A 15,823-nucleotide genomic window follows, 5' to 3' on the forward strand; every position below is an offset into this window, starting at 1 on the left:
CCTGAAAGGGAGGGGTTGGGGGTGGGTAGGGCTGCTCGTGCCGTTAGCATCGCCTGATACGGACACCGACCCACCCCCGCCCCCTCCCTTTCAGGGAGGGGAGCAAAAGGTGACGCGGCTGGATGCTGCTAGCTCAAAGCCCCCATGACAGTCGGATATACCCGAACTGCCCCGGCACGTCGTACGTGCTCGGATCGTAGTTCGGCCCGGTGCAGCTGAAGCACGCCGGCGGGTCCTGGTTGAACACGTTGTTCACGCCGATCGTCAGCCCCAGCCGGTTCTCCAGCCAGCCCGGCGACAGGGTAACCTGGACATCGCCGTAGAAGGTGTTGTCGAGTTTCTTGCCGTCCGCTTCCTTCACGCTCTTGATATAGCGGCCGGTGAAAGAGGCGCGCGCCATGCCGATGTCCCAGTCGACGACCGCATTGCCCTTGAACTTCGGATAGGATTGCTCGGGCGACCCACGCGTCGTACCCTGGTAATTGGTGGTGGTGAAGCCGACCGTCGCCGGGAAGCTTTCGGCGTATTTCAGCAGGATGTTGCCGTTGAGCGATAGCCCGAACGTCCCCGCCGAGGTCTGCGGCGAGCGATAGACCGCGGTCACGTCGACGCCGCGGGTGCGGATGCCGCCGATGTTTTGCAACTGCGCGTTGATCCGCGAGATGATCCCGTTGGGCGTGCGGGAGATCGCCGCGCAGCTGAGTGCGTCCGCCGCCTGCGAACAGCGGCTGAGCGTCAGCGTCGCGTCGGTCGCCGCGATCGCGTCGTCGACCTTGATGTCGTAATAATTGCCCTCGATGCTCAGCTGGCTGGCGATCCCGCTGGTCCGTGCCCAGCTCGGCGCATACACCGCGCCGAACAGCCATGTCCGCGACGTTTCGGGCTTCAACGCCTCATTGCCGCCGGTCAGCACGCTCAGCTGTCCGCCATTCGGCTCCTGATAGCTGCCGTTCGCGGGCACGCCGTTGGCGATGCAGTTGGCGCGAACGGTCGCGGACGACTGGAACGGCGATCCGGCGACGTTGGTGCAGGGATCGTCGATCGCGGCGTCGGACCGCGATGCCGCGCCGAACAATTCGCCGATGCTCGGCGCGCGGAAGCCCTGCGCGTAGGAGGCACGCAACAGCAGGTCGCTGAACGGCTTCCACAGGCCGCTGCCGGTGTAGGTCGTGTTGCTGCCGCTGATCGAATAGTTCGAATGCCGCACCGCGCCGCCGATCTCGAGCAACTGGATGAGCGGCGTGTTGTGGATCAGCGGTACGCGCAACTCGGCATAGACTTCGTCCGAGTTGAAGTGCCCACGCGCCGGTTGCGCCGGGATGTCCGCGCCGAGCCCTGCGGTGATCAGCGGATCGGGCGTGAAGCTGCCATATTGGACGCGGTGCTCATAGCCCGCGGCGAGACCCACGGCGCCGGCGGGAAGGTCGAACAGGTCGCCCGAGATATTGGCGGTATAGTCCTCCAGGCTCTGCGAACTGCGCGCACGCTCGTCGAACGCGATGAAGCCGAGCATCGCCGGCGTAACCGATCCTGCGCCACCGAAGATGTTGAACGGTACGCATGCCCCGGTGCAGTTCGCGACCGGGCCCAGCGCCTGGGCGAGATTGGCCGCGTTGATATTGCCGGTGAACAGCTGCTTGGCATCGTTGAAGCCGAGGACGGCGTTGACGTCCCAGTAGAATTTGTGGCTGCCGACGTTGAACGAACCGTCGAGCGTCGCGGTCGCCGACATCGTGTCGACGGTCTGCGAATAGGTCCGCTGGCCAGCCTCGACGAGGCGTCGACGCACCGTCGAATAGTTCGCCGGACCATTGCCCGCGCCGCCCGCCGACAGCGTGTAGCCGAACGGGTTGAAGGGGTTGGTCGCATCGACCGAGATCGTGTCGAGCAGATTGTCGTTGCCAGCGTCCGGCCCGATCACGAGCGGCAGGAACGCCGCCTGGTTCTGCGAATTGCGCCGCGTGTAGTTCATCTTCACGCGCAGGTTCACGTTGTCGGTGAGTTCCTGCTTGGCGCTGACGAAGAAACCGTAGCGCTCGGACGGGGTCAGGAAATAGTTGAACGGCGAGAAGTTGAAACGATCCGCGGAGGTGAACTCCTTGAAATCGCTGTTCGGGCCGGTCGGATTGGCGGCGTCGTAGCGTGGCCGCCCGAGGATAGGCGCCGACTTCAGCGTCAGGTTCCGGCCACCGACCTGGAAGAATCCGTTGGGGGTAGCGCCCGAACAGCCACCAATGACGTCCGAGCAACTTGTCTGGCCGGGGTTGGGGAACTGCGAAATCTTTCGATCGCGCGTGCTGACCGCCTCCTGCTTCACGTAGCTGCCGCCGAACACCACGCTCGTCCGCGGCGCCTGGATGCCGTAGCTGACGTTATAGTCCTGCGTATGGCCATCGCCCTGGCGGAACGTGCCGAACTGCGCGGACGCCTTCAGGCCCTTTTGCTGCGACTTGGTGATGATGTTGACGACGCCGGCCAGCGCGTCCGATCCGTAGAGCGGCGACTGGCCCGACTGGAGGATTTCGATCCGCTCGATCGAACCGACCTGGATCGTGTTGAGATCGACCGTCGAGGGAATGCCGCTTGCCGATGCGCCGTTGACGAAGCGAAGCCCGTCGACCAGCACCAGCGTCCGCTTGGCGGTGAGATAGCGGAGGTCGATCTCGGCCGACCCTGCACCGACGCCGCCACCGTCGGGCGGATTGCCGATGTTACCCGAATTGTTGACCTTCGAATTGAGCCCGCCGGCCGCGCTTGGCAGCCGCTGGAGAACGTCGGCGACCGACGAAAGCCCGGTGCGCTGGATCGACTGCGCATCGACCGTGACGACGGGGGAGGGCTGGTCGAGCGGACTGCGGCGAATGCGCGATCCGGTCACGACGATCTCATCTCCGCCAGCCTGGTCTACGGATGGATCGGCGGCCTGCACGCCCTCGGTGGCCGGTGTCGTCACCGATTGTGCGAAGGCCGGCATCGCTGCGAGCATCGCCACCAATGCCAACCCGCTGGCGCCGGCATATTTGCTCGCGCCCGTGAACGTCTTGAACCCACGCTTCAACATTTTTCCCCTTGTCCGCGCCCCAGCAAACATCCGCTCTCTTATCTTATGTGTGCGAATGATGGCTCAGGGGCGTAACGAAGCAAGGGAAGATTGCGTGATGCGACAATTTTGTTGCGATATGTGTCCTGCGTGTTGCGCGCAGGACACGCAGGTGATCAGACCAAAACGGGTGCCGCGGCGCGATCCGCTTCCCCAAACACACGCAGATACCGCGCGATCTCCGTGGGTTCGCCCGTCGCCTTCGCCGGATTGTCGGACAGTTTAACCGCAGGGCGGCCATTTGCGGCGATCACCTTGCAGACCAGCGAGATTGGCTCGAGCGCCGCCGCACCGTCGGGATCGCAGCCGCGGAAGTCGTTGGTCAGGTTGGTGCCCCAGCCGAAGCTCATCCGCACGCGGCCGTGAAAATGGCGATAGGTCTGCTCGATCGTGTCGATGTCCATCCCGTCGGAGAAGATCAGCAGCTTGGTCTTGGGATCGACGCCCTGCTCCTCCCACCAGCGGATGATCTGCTCGCCGCCCGCGATCGGCGGCGCGCTGTCGGGACGGAAGCCGGTCCACTCCGCCAGCCAGTGCGGGGCGTTGCGCAGGAACGCGGTCGTCCCGAACGCGTCGGGGAGGGCGATCAACAGATTGCCGTTATAATGTTGCCGCCAATGCTCGAGCACGCGGTACGGCGCCTCGGCAAGCTCGGCGTCGCTTTCAGCGAGCGCGGCGGTCACCATCGGCAGCTCGTGCGCGTTCGTCCCGATCGCCTCCAAGTCGGCGTCCATCGCCAGCAGCACGTTCGACGTACCGATAAAACGGTCGCCGAGCCCTTCCTTCAGCGCCTCGACGCACCAGCGCTGCCACAGGAAGCCGTGTCGACGCCGCGTGCCGAAATCCGACAGCACGAGGTCGGGCAATTCGCGCAGCCGCTCGACCTTCTCCCACAGCTTGGCCTTGGCGCGCGCATAGACGATGTCGAGCGCGAACCGACCGCGGTCTCGCAGGGCGGCGCGCGACTTCAGTTCGTTGATGATCGTCAGTGCGGGAATTTCCCACATCGTCGTGTGGCTCCACGGCCCTTCGAAATGCAGTTCGTACTGCCCGTCGACCTTGCGGAGGTCGTACGAAGGCAATTGAAACTCTGCGAGCCATGCGAGGAACTCGGGCCCGAACATCTTCTGCTTGCCGTAGAAGCTGTTGCCCGCGAGCCAGATCAGCTCCTTCTTCGCAAACCGCAGCGTCCGCGCGTGATCGAGTTGCGCGCGCAGCTCGGCCTCGTCGACGATCTCGGCGAGCCGCACGGTTTTGGTCCGGTTGATGAGCGCGAAGGTAGCGTTGACGTCGGGATAGGCCTGCCGGATCATCTGCAACATCAACAGCTTGTAGAAATCGGTATCGAGCAGGCTGCGGACGATCGGATCGAGCCGGAAATTGTGATTGTACGTCCGGGTGGCGATATCGGTCACGGCCATGCGCATGGGCTCCTGCGTTGCGTAGGGGCCGGGTGTCCGAGAAGACGCGTTTGTGTCAAGCAGCAGCCAAAGGAGATGGGCGATGACGCGGTTCGTGGTCGTGGTGGATACGCAGTGGGATTTCATGGCGGGCGAGGGCGCGCTGAGCGTGGCGGGGGCGGAAGAGTTGGTCGCGCCGATGCAGGCGTGGCTGTCGGCTCTCACGCCTGACGAGGTTGCCGGCGTCCTGTTCACGTTCGACACCCATTCCACGGAGACCTACGCGGCGTCACCCGAGGCGCAGATGTTCCCGATCCACTGCGTCCGCGGCACGCGAGGGTGGGATAACATGCTCGATGTCGCGCTGGTCGACCCGGCGATCCCGGCGTGGCGGATCGAGAAGGGTGTGTTCGATATGTGGGCCGAATCGGGGCTTGCGATCGAGGATGCGCGGAATGCCGAGCGACCGACTATTGCGCGTGAGGCGTTTTTCGCGGACTTGGCGGCAAGTAGCGTCACCGATGTCACGGTGATCGGCGTCGCCGCAGATTACTGCGTCCGCTGGGCCGTCGACGGCCTGCTCGCGCGGGGTTTCGTGGTGACCGTGCCGGCGAGCCTCACCCGCGGTATTGAGCGACAGATCGACGCTGTCGCCGCGGAAGATTTTGCGGGGGCGGGGCTGATCGTCGAGCGCGCCAGTACGCCGAACGCAACGTAAGATTGTTCTCCCGCGAAGGCGGGAGCCCAGGCTGGGTCCCCGCCTTCGCGGGGACACATTTTACTGCCGAGCGCGGACCCGCTTCTCACGCCATTGCAGCAAGCAGCCGCCCGACATCCACCGTCGCGAACGAGGCGAAATTGTCCGCCACGCCGAACGGCAGCAACAGCGTGCGGTCGTGGACGATTCCGCCGCAGCTGTAGACGACGTTCGGCACATAACCGTCGCGTTCGGCCGGGCTCGGCACGATCAGCGGATCGGTCATCCGCGCGAGCAACTTCGTTGGGTCGGCCTTGTCGAGAAGGCATGCACCGATACAATAATTACGGACGCTACCGACGCCGTGGGTCAGCACCAACCAGCCTTCGTCGATCTCGATCGGTGAGCCGCAATTGCCCATCTGGATGAACTCCCATGGCCATTTCGGCTCGACGATCTTGGTGCCGCCGTCCCAGGTCAGCAGATCATCCGACGTCAGGTACCAGATATTCTCGTTGTCCTGCCGCCCGAGCATCGCATAGCGCCCGTCGATCTTGCGCGGGAACAGCGCCATGCCCTTGGTCGCCGCGACCGCACCGCGCATCGGCTGCATCTCGAACGTCTTGAAGTCCTCGCCGCGCAACAGTTCGCAGCGCGCTTCCGAGCCGCTGAAGGCGGTATAGGTGCCGAGATACTGCACCTTGCCGGCGTCCTCGAAACGGACGAGCCGCAGGTCCTCGATCCCCTGATGCTGGCTCGGCAGGATCGGGAAAATCACCGTCTCTGACAGCTCGCGACTGGCGCCGCATTGCAGCCGCGTCGGGCCGCCATCGGTGGCGCCCTGGTCCGACGGCGCCACGCGGGGCGGCACCGCGGTCTGGCTTGCCGGATCGACTGCAAAGCCGTCGCTCGGCGACCAGCTGCCCGTCCGGAACGTCACCGACGAGACGTGCCCTTCGCCAATCCCACGCAACGACAGTATGAACCGCAGGCCGCCCTCGGGAGCATTGGCCTGGTCGGGATCCAGCACCATGCTCGGGTTGAACAGCGCGGCGGCCTCGAAAGAATATTCGCCGCTGAGATACGCGCCGATCAGCAGCTTCTGGTCGGTGTCGACCTCTCGCTCGTCTTTGAGCACCCCCATGACCTCGCCGAAGCGGTGCAGGAGAAGCTCGTCGACATCGCGGTGGCGTTCGTCGAGCGACTCCATGACGCGACGACGTTCGGCGCGGAGTTCGTCGGGCGAGAGCGACAGAACGCGGTCGATCACGCGGGCGGCGCGGGGGTGGCCGTCGACCTTGAACGCGCCGGGATATTCGATGTTGAACGGCCGGATGACGGTCCGCGAAGGGTCGGGTCGCAACTGGATGTCGGAGAAAGTGACGAGTTCGGCGTCCGCCATGATCGGCTCCAGATGACACGGTATCGGCGCCCCGTAGCGGGCAAGACGACATCGCGAGGGTTGCCGGCAGTGAACGCCGAAACCACCCCGATGGCTACATGAATTCAGCGTCACCCCGGCATTGTTGCGTACATGCCGCAACCTTGCCGAAACACTGCGGCAACCTTCGCCTGCCACTTCACCGCTTCGATCTTCGATGGATCAGCGCCCAGAGGATGTGGCATGCACGCACGATCATTACCGCCGAAAGGCTGCGCGCTCGGTCGCCATCTACCGCGATCGCGGCACCGCGACGTGAAGGGTGAGCCGATCCAGCGCTCCGCCTGTCGGTGCTGCGGCGTGGCCATCGTCAAGTCCGCGGTCAGTCGTCGCTGGATCGTGTCGGGCATGCTTGGCTGAACCGAATGTCGCGACGATGGCGTCAGGGCTTGGCGCGTTCCGGTGGCGGGACGGCCGGTTCGTCCGAGCCGTTGCGCCACGTCTCGCCACCCGCGCGTGGCAGTTCGCCGCGGGTCAGCGCGCCGTCATGGTTCCGGTCGACCGCGGCGAAGCGCGTTGCCGCAGCCTTGGCAAACTCGCCAGAATCGATGCCGCGGTTCAGGTTCGCATCGGCGGCGATTACCGGCTCCGGCAGGTCGAAAAAGCCGTAGCGCGCGGCGCCGATGCGTTCGTGGACGACGGTGGCGCCCTTCTTGCTGTCGCCGTTGCCGAACTGCATGCCCTGGCCGCCAGACCCGCCGCCACCACCTCGCCCGCGTCCGCCACGGCCGCGCTCGCCACCTTCGGACCGCGGCCCGCGTCCGCCGGATGTGACGCGAATCTCGGGGACCAGGACGTTTTCATAATACGCAATGTCGTCGGGATCGATCTCGCCGTCCTTGCCGCGATCGAGCACGGCGAAGAAGCGCGCGGCATCATGCTGGAATTCGGCCATCGTGATCCGCCCGTCGCCATCGGTATCGGCGCCCGCGAACCACAGGTCCTGCGCCGCGCCCGGCTTCAGCGACGCGCGGAACGGTTCGCCCATCGGACTGATGAACAACTGGCCGCGGCCTCGCGCCGGACCGTGTCCGCCCTGAGGGTGCGGCGTCTGAGCCGAGCATCCGGCCAGCGCGGCGGCGATGCCGAGGTAAAGGATACGCATGCAATCTCCCGAAATGCCGTGATATTCGTCTGACACGGCGATCGTTGCCGCGATATTTCGGCTGACCCCTCGCGCAGTTCAGATCGGCAACGTCACGCGCGCGAGCAACCCGACGCCCGGGCGGTTCTCGATCGTCGCATCGCCGCCATGCGCGCGTGCCACCGCGCGGACGCTGGCGAGGCCAAGTCCGCTGCCGCCGGTGTCGCGGTTGCGCGATTGCTCGGCACGGAAGAACGGCTCGAACGCGCGAGCGAGATCCGCTGGCGCCATGCCCGGACCGGAGTCGCATACCTCGACGATCGCGACCCCGCCCTCGCGGCGCACTTCCACCTCGGCATGGCCGGCATATTTGACCGCGTTGCCGACCAGGTTCGCGAGCAGCGCCTTCAACGACGGCGCATCACCCTCCAGCGCGAGTGGGTCGCCCGGAAGCAACGCCACCGCATCGCCGCGGTCGGCAAAGTCATCCGCGACGCTCTCGGCTAGCGACCGAAGATCGAGTCTTTGCCGACGGACATGCCGGGTCATGTCGCGGACGAACGCCATCGCCGAACCGATCCGCTCGCTCATCTCCTGGATGTCGCCCTCGCTTGCCGCCCGGATATCGTCGGGCGCCTTTTCCAGCCGCAGCGACAACCGCATCAACGGCGTCCGCAGATCATGCGCGACCGCGGCGATCAGGGTCGTCCGATCCTCGACATAGCGGTTCAGCCGCTCCTGCATCAGGTTGAACGCGGTGGCCGCTTCGGCGATCTCGGGCGGGCCGACGATCGGTAGCGGTTCGGCACGGGGATCGCGACCGAGACGCTCGGCGGCGGCGGCGAACAGCGCGATCGGCTTCACCACGCGCCGCGCCATTACCCATGCCACGCCCGCGGCTACGATCATCGCGACCAGGAACCACAGCACGATCCGCATACGCCAGGGGCCGATCGTGGTGTGCGTCGGCCGGATCACGCGCCACCGGCCGTTCGGCATCTCGATCGACACGACGAACGGGCCGAACAGCGCATTGTCGAACGATTGCGGCAGATGCCCCGAACGGCCCATGCCGAGCGGCAGCGGCGGCCGAAGCGCGCCAGCGAACAGCGGCATCGCCGATCGCTCGGTCTCGACGGTCACCTTGGTCCGCACCAGTCCGAGATCGGCGGCGATCGATTCGGCGAGCCGAGCGTCGCGCGGATTGTCGGTCGGGTGGGGCGGGCCAGTCGCAATATCGACCTTGAGCTGACCAGTCGGATCGCGTCCCGTCCGTGCGACGGCGGCGACGCGGTTGGCGGTGAAGATCTGTGGCCGAGGCGGCGGCATCAGCAACACGATCGCGAAGTTCAGGATCTGGACCAGCAGCACGGTCGTCAGCCCCAGCACGAAGATGCGCAGGAACATCGGCCAGGATCGCTGGGGGTTACGCCGCATCGGCGGGTCGATCTTGCCGGCTGTCGGCGTCGGGTGGCGCATCACAGGCGCACCACGCGGGGAACGAAGCAATAGCCTTCGTTGCGGATCGTCCGGATGATCTCGTCGTCGTGCGAGCGCAGCTTGCGGCGCAAGCGGCTGACCTGCACGTCGATCGCGCGATCGAACGCGTCGGTGTCCGGCCCTCGTGCCGCCTCCAGCAACGCGTCGCGCGCCAGCACGCGCCGTGGTCGCTCGACGAACGCGCGCAGTACCGCGAACTCGCCGTCGGTCAGGTCGATCAGTGTGCCGTCGGGATCGAACAGTTCGTGCGCCGCGAAATCGACGCGCCAGCCGAGGAACCCGAACGCGCGGCTGTCGCCCGCATCCTGCATCTCGCGTGCACGCAGCGCGGCACGAACGGTCGCCAAAATCTCGCGCGGGCTGCACGGCTTGGACAGATAATGGCTCGCACCGATCTCCAGCCCCAGGATCCGGTCGGGCTCGTCGCCCAGCGCGCTCAGCATCACAACCGGCGGTGCCCCCGTCCGCGCCAAGCGACGACACACCGATAGCCCGTCCTCGCCGGGCATCATCACGTCGAGCAGGATCAGCGACACCGCACACCGCGCGAGCACGCCGTCCATCTCCTGCGCGTTCGTCGCGGTCTCGACCTGATAGCCGTGCATGCCGAGGCTCTCCGCCAGCAGCGTGCGGATCATGTGGTCGTCATCGACCACCAGCAGCACGGGTTTCGCAAGGTCGGGCACGGAAGCAGGGATCATGCCGCCGTCCTGCAAGGCAAGTGTGTTCGGCATATTTCTGTTGGTCGATCGAGGCCGCTCATGGCTGCCCGCGTCGGGCTGCAACGAAATCGATGAACGCGCGCAGTGGTGCCGGAAGATACCGCCGTCCCGAATAATAGAGGAACGGACCGGAGAAGCGCTGCCACCACGGTTCCAGCACCGGCACCAGCGCGCCGCTGTCGAGATGCGGTCGCAGCCAATCCTCGAACAGGTGGATGATTCCAGTCCCCGCCAGCGCCGCATCGACCGCGAGATCGGTGGCCGCGCCGACGCGCACGATCAGCGGTCCGCCGGGCTCGACCTTGACGATCTCGCCGTCGCGCTCGAACTCCCAAGGCATCATCGAGCGGCTGGAAAACTGACCGCGGATACAAGCGTGGTCGAGCAGATCGCGGGGGTGCACGGGCGTGCCGCGGCGGGCGAGATAGTCGGGGGACGCCGCCGTCGCGAACCGTTGCTCGCGCGGACCGATCGGTATCGCGATCATGTCCAGTTCCAGCCGCTCGTCATAGCGGATTCCGGCGTCGCACCCCGCCGCGAGCATGTCGACGAAGCTGTCCTCGGCGATCACCTCCAGCCTGATGTCGGGATAGGCGGCGAGGAACGCCGGCACGATCGCGGGCAGGACCAGTCGCGCGGCGCTGACCGGCACGTTCAGCCGCAACGGTCCCGCCGGCAGATCGCGATAGCCGTTGACCACGTCCAGCGCCGCCTCGACTTCGGCAAGCGCTGGGCCGAGCCGGTCGAGCAGGCGCGCACCGGCTTCGGTCGGCGCCACGCTCCGCGTCGTCCGGTTGAGCAACCGCACACCGAGCCTTGCCTCCAGTCGGCGAACCGCCTCACTCAGTCCCGACGCGCTGCCACCGCTGGTCCGTGCGCCGTCACGAAATCCACCCGCTCGCGCGACCGTCACGAACGCGGAGAGATCGCCTGCGTCGACTGCCATTGTGCGTGCCCCCGTACAGCCCGTGCCGATACTACCGCGTTATCGTAACAGCCAACGCGGTCCATATGAAGGTCACACTTTGGAGGACCGGATCATGAACACGCACGGCATCACCACCACCGCCCCGCTCGCAGGCCGCACCGTCAACCGTCTCGGCTACGGCGCGATGCAACTTGCCGGCCCCGGCGTGTTCGGGCCTCCCAAGGATCACGACGCGGCGATTGCGGTCCTGCGCGCGGCGGTAGCAGCGGGCGTGAACCATATCGACACGAGCGACTTCTACGGCCCTCACGTCACCAATCGCCTGATCCGCGAGGCGCTGCATCCGTATGCCGACGACCCCGTGATCGTCACGAAGATCGGTGCGCGGCGGGGACCTGAGGGCTCATGGGATCCCGCTTTCTCGGCCGCGGAGCTGACCAGCGCGGTCCACGACAATCTGCGCAATCTCGGGCTCGATACGCTAGACATCGTCAATCTTCGCGCGATGTTCGATACGCATGGACCCGCCGAGGGCTCGATCGCCGAGCCGCTCGCGACGCTGGTCGATCTCCAGCGGCAGGGTTTGGTCCGCCATATCGGGCTCAGCAACGTTACGCCGACGCAGGTCGCGGAAGGGCGCGCGATGACGACCATCGCCTGCGTGCAGAACCAGTATAATCTCGCGCACCGCGACGACGATGCGCTGATCGACGATCTGGTGGAGGCGGGGATCGCGTATGTGCCGTTCTTCCCGCTCGGTGGGTTCTCGCCGTTGCAATCGTCCGCATTGTCGGACGTCGCACGTGATCTGGACGCGACGCCGATGCAGGTCGCGCTCGCGTGGCTGTTGCAGCGTTCGCCGAACATCCTGCTGATCCCCGGCACGTCGTCGGTCGGTCATCTGCGTGAGAACCTTGCGGCGGGGGACATCGTGCTGCCCGCCGACGCGATCGCGACGCTCGATCGGATCGGCGCGGACGCTGCGTCCGACTAAGCATTTCCGTCCGGGCGGCGGGCGGCTAACGGCAGCGTCATGGCCAAGAAACGCTACCTCACCGCGACGCTGCCCGACGGTTATGTGAAGACGATCGGCCCGACCGCGACGCCGTTCACGCATTACTGGCGGATCGTCGCGGTGCTGGCCAACGGCAAGACCGAGATCTTCTGGGGCCACACCAAGTCGCTGGTCGAAGCGAAGAAGAAGCGCAATGCGCTCGCGGAGGCCGCGGCGCAACGCGGGTGGCAGCGCTACGACTTCGAGTTCGTCGAGTTGGTGGCCTCCGACGGCTGATTTCGTCCGCCGTTCAGGCGGGCGGTAGCGCTTTCACCAGGTCGAGCACCTGCGTCGCCAGTTCCATCCGACAGATCAGCAGGTCGGGCAGATACGGATCGGCGCAATTATAGACGAGCGGCGATCCGTCGACACGGCTGACGTGGAGCCCGGCGGCCTGCGCGACCGCAATCGGTGCGCAATTGTCCCACTCATATTGCCCGCCGGTGTGGAGGTAGATGTCGGCCTGGCCGCGGACCACGGCCATCGCCTTCGCGCCCGCTGATCCCATCGGCACCAGCGTCGCGCCCATTGCCTCGGCCACCGCGACCGCCTCGCGCGCCGGCCGGCTGCGGCTGACCAGCATGCGGAGCGGATTCCCCGCCGGTTCCAACGGCTTCGGCGAACCCGAGGTCAGCGTCATCCCGAGTCCCGGCAGCGCCACGGCGCCCACGATCGCGACGCCGTCGATCGCAAGCGCGACGTGCACCGCCCAGTCGGTCCTCCCTTCGCCATATTCGCGCGTTCCGTCGAGCGGATCGACGATCCACGCGCGGCGCACCGAACAACGATCGCCAGTGTCCTTTTCCTCTTCGGACAGGAGCGCGTCGTCGGGCCGCGCGGCACGGAGCATCCGCATGAGGAAGGTGTTGGCCTGCTCGTCGCCCGCCGTGCCGAGGTCCTTGCCGGTCAGCCCACTGCTTTTCTGCAACGCGAGCAATATCTCGCCCGCCTCGGTGGCGAGGCGTTCGGCGAGACGGACGTCGCTTTCCATGATTGTCATTTAAGCGGCATGATCTGGCGAACGATGAACGCGGCGGCCTCGGCCGGAGTCATTTCCACCGTGTTGACGCGGATCTCCGCGTTGAGCGGCGCCTCGTAGGGGCTGTCGATCCCGGTAAAGTTCTTCAAATCGCCCGCCCGTGCTTTCTTGTAGAGGCCCTTCACGTCGCGACCTTCCGCCACATCGAGCGGCGTGTCGACGAAGATCTCGATGAACTCGCCCGCCGGCAGCATCGCGCGCACCATGTCCCGCTCGGCACGGAACGGCGAGATGAACGCGGTGAGCACGATTAGCCCGGCGTCCGCCATCAGTTTCGCCACCTCGCCGACGCGCCGGATATTCTCGATCCGGTCGGCCTCGGTGAAGCCCAGATCCTTGTTCAGCCCGTGGCGGATGTTGTCGCCGTCCAGCAGGAAGGTGTGCCGGTTCATCAGGTTGAGCTGTTTCTCGACCTCGTTGGCGATCGTCGACTTGCCCGCGCCCGACAACCCGGTGAACCACAGCACCGCCTGTTTCTGGTTCTTCAGCCCGGCATGCGCCTCGCGGCCGATGTCGGTCGACTGCCAATGGACGTTCTGCGAGCGGCGCAGGCTGAAATGGACCATGCCTGCCGCGACCGTCGCGTTGGTGATCTTGTCGATCAGGATGAATCCGCCGAGCACCTTGTTCGGTGCCGCGTTATCCTGCGCATAGGCTTCGAACACGATCGCGCGATCGGTGGTGATCTCCGCGACGCCAATCGCGTTCAGCTCCAGCGTCTTGGTCGCCAGCCGCTCCATCGTGTTGACGTTGACCTGGTATTTCGGCTCGCGGACCGTCGCCGACACCATCTGCGTGCCGAGCTTCAACCAATAGGAGCGGCCGACGATCAGCGGCTCGTCGTCCATCCAGACGATCGTCGTCTCGAACTGGTCGGCGGTCTCGGGCGGCGCATCGGCCGCGGCGATGACGTTGCCGCGCGAGCAGTCGATCTCGTCGGTGAACGACAGCGTGACGGACTGCCCCGCGACCGCTTCGTCGAGGTCGCCGTCGAGCGTCGTGATCCGGCTGATCGTCGAGGTCTTGCCGCCGGGCAGGACGCGGATCGCATCGCCGGGCTTGACCGTACCGGCGGCAATCTGGCCGGAGAAGCCGCGGAAATCGAGGTTCGGGCGGTTGACCCACTGCACGCTCATCCGGAACGGCTTGGCCTGGTCGTCGTCGACATCGACATCGACGGCTTCGAGATGCTCCATCAGCGTCGGGCCGGAATACCAAGGCATGGTTTCGGACCTGAGGGAGATGTTGTCGCCCTTGAACCCCGAGATCGGCATCGGCGTGAACGTCGAGATGCCGATGCTCTTCGCGAACGCCGCATAGTCGCCGACGATCTCGTCGTAGCGCGCCTGATCATACCCGATCAGGTCCATCTTGTTGACCGCCAGCACCAGGTTCCGGATGCCGATCAGGTGCGCGAGATAGCTGTGGCGCTTGGTCTGCGTCAGCACGCCCTTGCGCGCATCGACCAGGATCACGGCGAGATCGGCGGTCGAGGCGCCGGTCACCATGTTGCGGGTATATTGCTCATGACCCGGCGTATCCGCGACGATGAACTTGCGCTTTTCGGTCGAGAAGAAGCGATAGGCGACGTCGATCGTGATGCCCTGTTCGCGCTCGGCGGCGAGCCCGTCGACCAATAGCGCGAAGTCGATCTCGCCGCCTTGTGTGCCCACGCGCTTGCTGTCCGCCTCGAGCGCCGCGAGTTGATCTTCGAAGATCATCTTCGAATCGTACAGCAACCGGCCGATCAGCGTCGACTTGCCGTCGTCGACAGAACCGCAGGTGATGAAGCGCAACATCGTCTTGTTGCGATGCTGGTCGAGATACGCGTCGATATCCTCGGCGATGAGCGCGTCGGTCTGGTAGGCCGATTCCTGGATTGCGAAGTCGCTCATCAGAAATACCCCTCCTGCTTCTTCTTCTCCATGCCGGCGCCGCCGGCATCCTTGTCGATCGCGCGGCCCTGGCGCTCGCTGGTGGTGGTCAGCAGCGTTTCCTGGATGATCTCGGACAGCGTCGACGCCGTGCTCTCGACCGCACCCGTCAGCGGGTAGCAACCGAGCGTGCGGAAGCGGATCGAGCGGTCGACCGGGACTTCGCCGGGTTCGAGGCGGAAGCGATCATCGTCGACCATCAGCAGCATGCCGTCGCGCTCGACCGTGGGGCGCACGCCCGCGTAGTAGAGGGGGACGATCGGCACGTCGTTGAGCTGGATATATTGCCAGACGTCGAGTTCGGTCCAGTTCGAGATCGGGAACACGCGGATGCTCTCGCCCCCCCCTTTTTTCCAGGGCGCTTTCCGCGCATTGTAGAGGTTCCACAATTCGGGCCGCTGGTTCTTCGGATCCCAGCCATGCGTCGCGGTGCGGAACGAGATGATGCGTTCTTTCGCGCGCGATTTCTCCTCGTCACGCCGCGCGCCACCGAATGCCGCGTCGAAGCCGTGCAGGTTGAGCGCCTGCTTCAAGCCCTCGGTCTTCCACATGTCGGTGTGGAGCGCGCCGTGATCGAACGGATTGATCCCACGCGCGGCGGCTTCGGGATTCTGGTAGACGAGCAGTTCCATCCCGCTCTCCGCTGCCATCCGGTCGCGCAACTTGTACATCTCCTGGAATTTCCAGGTCGTGTCGACGTGCAGCAACGGGAAGGGCGGGGGCGAGGGGTAAAAAGCCTTGCGCGCGAGGTGCAGCATCACGGCCGAATCCTTGCCGACCGAATACAGCATCACCGGCTTGTCGGCCTCGGCGACGACTTCGCGCAGGATGTGGATCGCCTCCGCCTCGAGCCGTTCCAGATGGGTGAGTGTCTTCGCCATGATGTGTCTCCGCGGCGCCGTTTGCCCGGCGCAGGGCGGTGTC

The 15,823-nt window shown here is 65.6% G+C and carries 14 protein-coding genes; 4 read left to right on the top strand and 10 right to left on the bottom strand.

The genetic code is table 11. The features are described 5' to 3' along the window. Positions 1-133: 133 nt before the first annotated feature. Positions 134-3,058 (bottom strand): TonB-dependent receptor domain-containing protein, encoded by a 2,925-nt coding sequence (locus ASE69_RS17350; RefSeq protein WP_321163588.1) that lies wholly within the window; start codon positions 3,056-3,058, stop codon positions 134-136. Positions 3,059-3,216: 158 nt separating this feature from the next. Further along, on the bottom strand, positions 3,217-4,521 hold the full coding sequence (gene pncB / locus ASE69_RS17355) for a nicotinate phosphoribosyltransferase (RefSeq protein ID WP_056489507.1): 1,305 nt from the start codon (positions 4,519-4,521) through the stop codon (positions 3,217-3,219). Positions 4,522-4,603: 82 nt separating this feature from the next. Here pncB and ASE69_RS17360 point away from each other — a divergent pair, with 82 nt between their 5' ends. After that, the gene (locus ASE69_RS17360) at positions 4,604-5,218 is read left to right on the top strand and encodes an isochorismatase family protein (protein WP_056489303.1); all 615 of its coding nucleotides are present in this window, start codon (positions 4,604-4,606) and stop codon (positions 5,216-5,218) included. A gap of 85 nt (positions 5,219-5,303) precedes the next feature. On the opposite strand, the gene ASE69_RS17365 is transcribed toward ASE69_RS17360, so the two are convergent. Next, positions 5,304-6,599 (bottom strand): glycoside hydrolase family 130 protein, encoded by a 1,296-nt coding sequence (locus ASE69_RS17365; protein WP_056489304.1) that lies wholly within the window; start codon positions 6,597-6,599, stop codon positions 5,304-5,306. Positions 6,600-6,821: 222 nt separating this feature from the next. Here ASE69_RS17365 and ASE69_RS22235 point away from each other — a divergent pair, with 222 nt between their 5' ends. After that, on the top strand, positions 6,822-6,998 hold the full coding sequence (locus ASE69_RS22235; protein WP_156362384.1) for a hypothetical protein: 177 nt from the start codon (positions 6,822-6,824) through the stop codon (positions 6,996-6,998). A 22-nt stretch (positions 6,999-7,020) separates the two neighbouring features. Here ASE69_RS22235 and ASE69_RS17370 read toward each other — a convergent pair whose 3' ends face one another. The 4 genes from ASE69_RS17370 to ASE69_RS17385 all read right to left on the bottom strand — a co-directional run bounded on the left by ASE69_RS17370 (position 7,021) and on the right by ASE69_RS17385 (position 10,890). Further along, entirely contained in the window at positions 7,021-7,743 is a 723-nt protein-coding gene (locus ASE69_RS17370) for a hypothetical protein (protein WP_056489306.1), read from the bottom strand. Positions 7,744-7,821: 78 nt separating this feature from the next. Next, positions 7,822-9,159, bottom strand: a complete 1,338-nt coding sequence (locus ASE69_RS17375) for a sensor histidine kinase (protein ID WP_056489509.1) — start codon at positions 9,157-9,159, stop codon at positions 7,822-7,824. A gap of 41 nt (positions 9,160-9,200) precedes the next feature. Continuing rightward, the gene (locus tag ASE69_RS17380) at positions 9,201-9,923 is read right to left on the bottom strand and encodes a response regulator (protein WP_200924198.1); all 723 of its coding nucleotides are present in this window, start codon (positions 9,921-9,923) and stop codon (positions 9,201-9,203) included. Positions 9,924-9,981: 58 nt separating this feature from the next. Further along, positions 9,982-10,890: a LysR family transcriptional regulator gene (locus ASE69_RS17385; RefSeq protein WP_056489310.1), complete on the bottom strand. Its 909-nt coding sequence runs from the start codon at positions 10,888-10,890 to the stop codon at positions 9,982-9,984. Positions 10,891-10,984: 94 nt separating this feature from the next. Here ASE69_RS17385 and ASE69_RS17390 point away from each other — a divergent pair, with 94 nt between their 5' ends. Together ASE69_RS17390 and ASE69_RS17395 are read left to right on the top strand one after the other, a co-directional pair. Next, on the top strand, positions 10,985-11,866 hold the full coding sequence (locus ASE69_RS17390; RefSeq protein WP_056489511.1) for an aldo/keto reductase family oxidoreductase: 882 nt from the start codon (positions 10,985-10,987) through the stop codon (positions 11,864-11,866). Between the two features lie 39 nt (positions 11,867-11,905). Further along, positions 11,906-12,163, top strand: coding sequence for a hypothetical protein (locus ASE69_RS17395; RefSeq protein WP_056489311.1), 258 nt, complete (start codon positions 11,906-11,908; stop codon positions 12,161-12,163). A gap of 13 nt (positions 12,164-12,176) precedes the next feature. Here the strand turns inward: ASE69_RS17395 and ASE69_RS17400 are convergent, their stop codons facing one another. From ASE69_RS17400 to cysD, 3 genes are read right to left on the bottom strand one after another with little or no spacing between them, the layout of a single operon-like run. Further along, the gene (locus ASE69_RS17400) at positions 12,177-12,926 is read right to left on the bottom strand and encodes a 3'(2'),5'-bisphosphate nucleotidase CysQ (RefSeq protein WP_056489313.1); all 750 of its coding nucleotides are present in this window, start codon (positions 12,924-12,926) and stop codon (positions 12,177-12,179) included. After that, positions 12,923-14,860, bottom strand: a complete 1,938-nt coding sequence (cysN, locus tag ASE69_RS17405; RefSeq protein WP_056489316.1) for a sulfate adenylyltransferase subunit CysN — start codon at positions 14,858-14,860, stop codon at positions 12,923-12,925. The genes ASE69_RS17400 and cysN overlap by 4 nt, the downstream gene beginning before the upstream one ends. Then, positions 14,860-15,780: a sulfate adenylyltransferase subunit CysD gene (gene cysD, locus ASE69_RS17410; RefSeq protein WP_056057794.1), complete on the bottom strand. Its 921-nt coding sequence runs from the start codon at positions 15,778-15,780 to the stop codon at positions 14,860-14,862. Before cysD ends, cysN begins: the two co-directional genes overlap by 1 nt. Positions 15,781-15,823: the final 43 nt, after the last annotated feature.

The organism is Sphingomonas sp. Leaf208, assembly GCF_001421415.1.
Classification (GTDB): Bacteria; Pseudomonadota; Alphaproteobacteria; order Sphingomonadales; family Sphingomonadaceae; genus Sphingomonas.

Coding starts and splice junctions, on each gene's coding strand:
- pncB (WP_056489507.1), bottom strand. CDS start 4,521: ATGGCCGTGACCGATATCGCCACCCGGACGTACAATCACAATTTCCGG.
- ASE69_RS17360 (WP_056489303.1), top strand. CDS start 4,604: ATGACGCGGTTCGTGGTCGTGGTGGATACGCAGTGGGATTTCATGGCG.
- ASE69_RS17365 (WP_056489304.1), bottom strand. CDS start 6,599: ATGGCGGACGCCGAACTCGTCACTTTCTCCGACATCCAGTTGCGACCC.
- ASE69_RS22235 (WP_156362384.1), top strand. CDS start 6,822: ATGCACGCACGATCATTACCGCCGAAAGGCTGCGCGCTCGGTCGCCAT.
- ASE69_RS17370 (WP_056489306.1), bottom strand. CDS start 7,743: ATGCGTATCCTTTACCTCGGCATCGCCGCCGCGCTGGCCGGATGCTCG.
- ASE69_RS17375 (WP_056489509.1), bottom strand. CDS start 9,159: ATGCGGCGTAACCCCCAGCGATCCTGGCCGATGTTCCTGCGCATCTTC.
- ASE69_RS17380 (WP_200924198.1), bottom strand. CDS start 9,923: ATGATCCCTGCTTCCGTGCCCGACCTTGCGAAACCCGTGCTGCTGGTG.
- ASE69_RS17385 (WP_056489310.1), bottom strand. CDS start 10,890: ATGGCAGTCGACGCAGGCGATCTCTCCGCGTTCGTGACGGTCGCGCGA.
- ASE69_RS17390 (WP_056489511.1), top strand. CDS start 10,985: ATGAACACGCACGGCATCACCACCACCGCCCCGCTCGCAGGCCGCACC.
- ASE69_RS17395 (WP_056489311.1), top strand. CDS start 11,906: ATGGCCAAGAAACGCTACCTCACCGCGACGCTGCCCGACGGTTATGTG.
- ASE69_RS17400 (WP_056489313.1), bottom strand. CDS start 12,926: ATGACAATCATGGAAAGCGACGTCCGTCTCGCCGAACGCCTCGCCACC.
- cysN (WP_056489316.1), bottom strand. CDS start 14,860: ATGAGCGACTTCGCAATCCAGGAATCGGCCTACCAGACCGACGCGCTC.
- cysD (WP_056057794.1), bottom strand. CDS start 15,780: ATGGCGAAGACACTCACCCATCTGGAACGGCTCGAGGCGGAGGCGATC.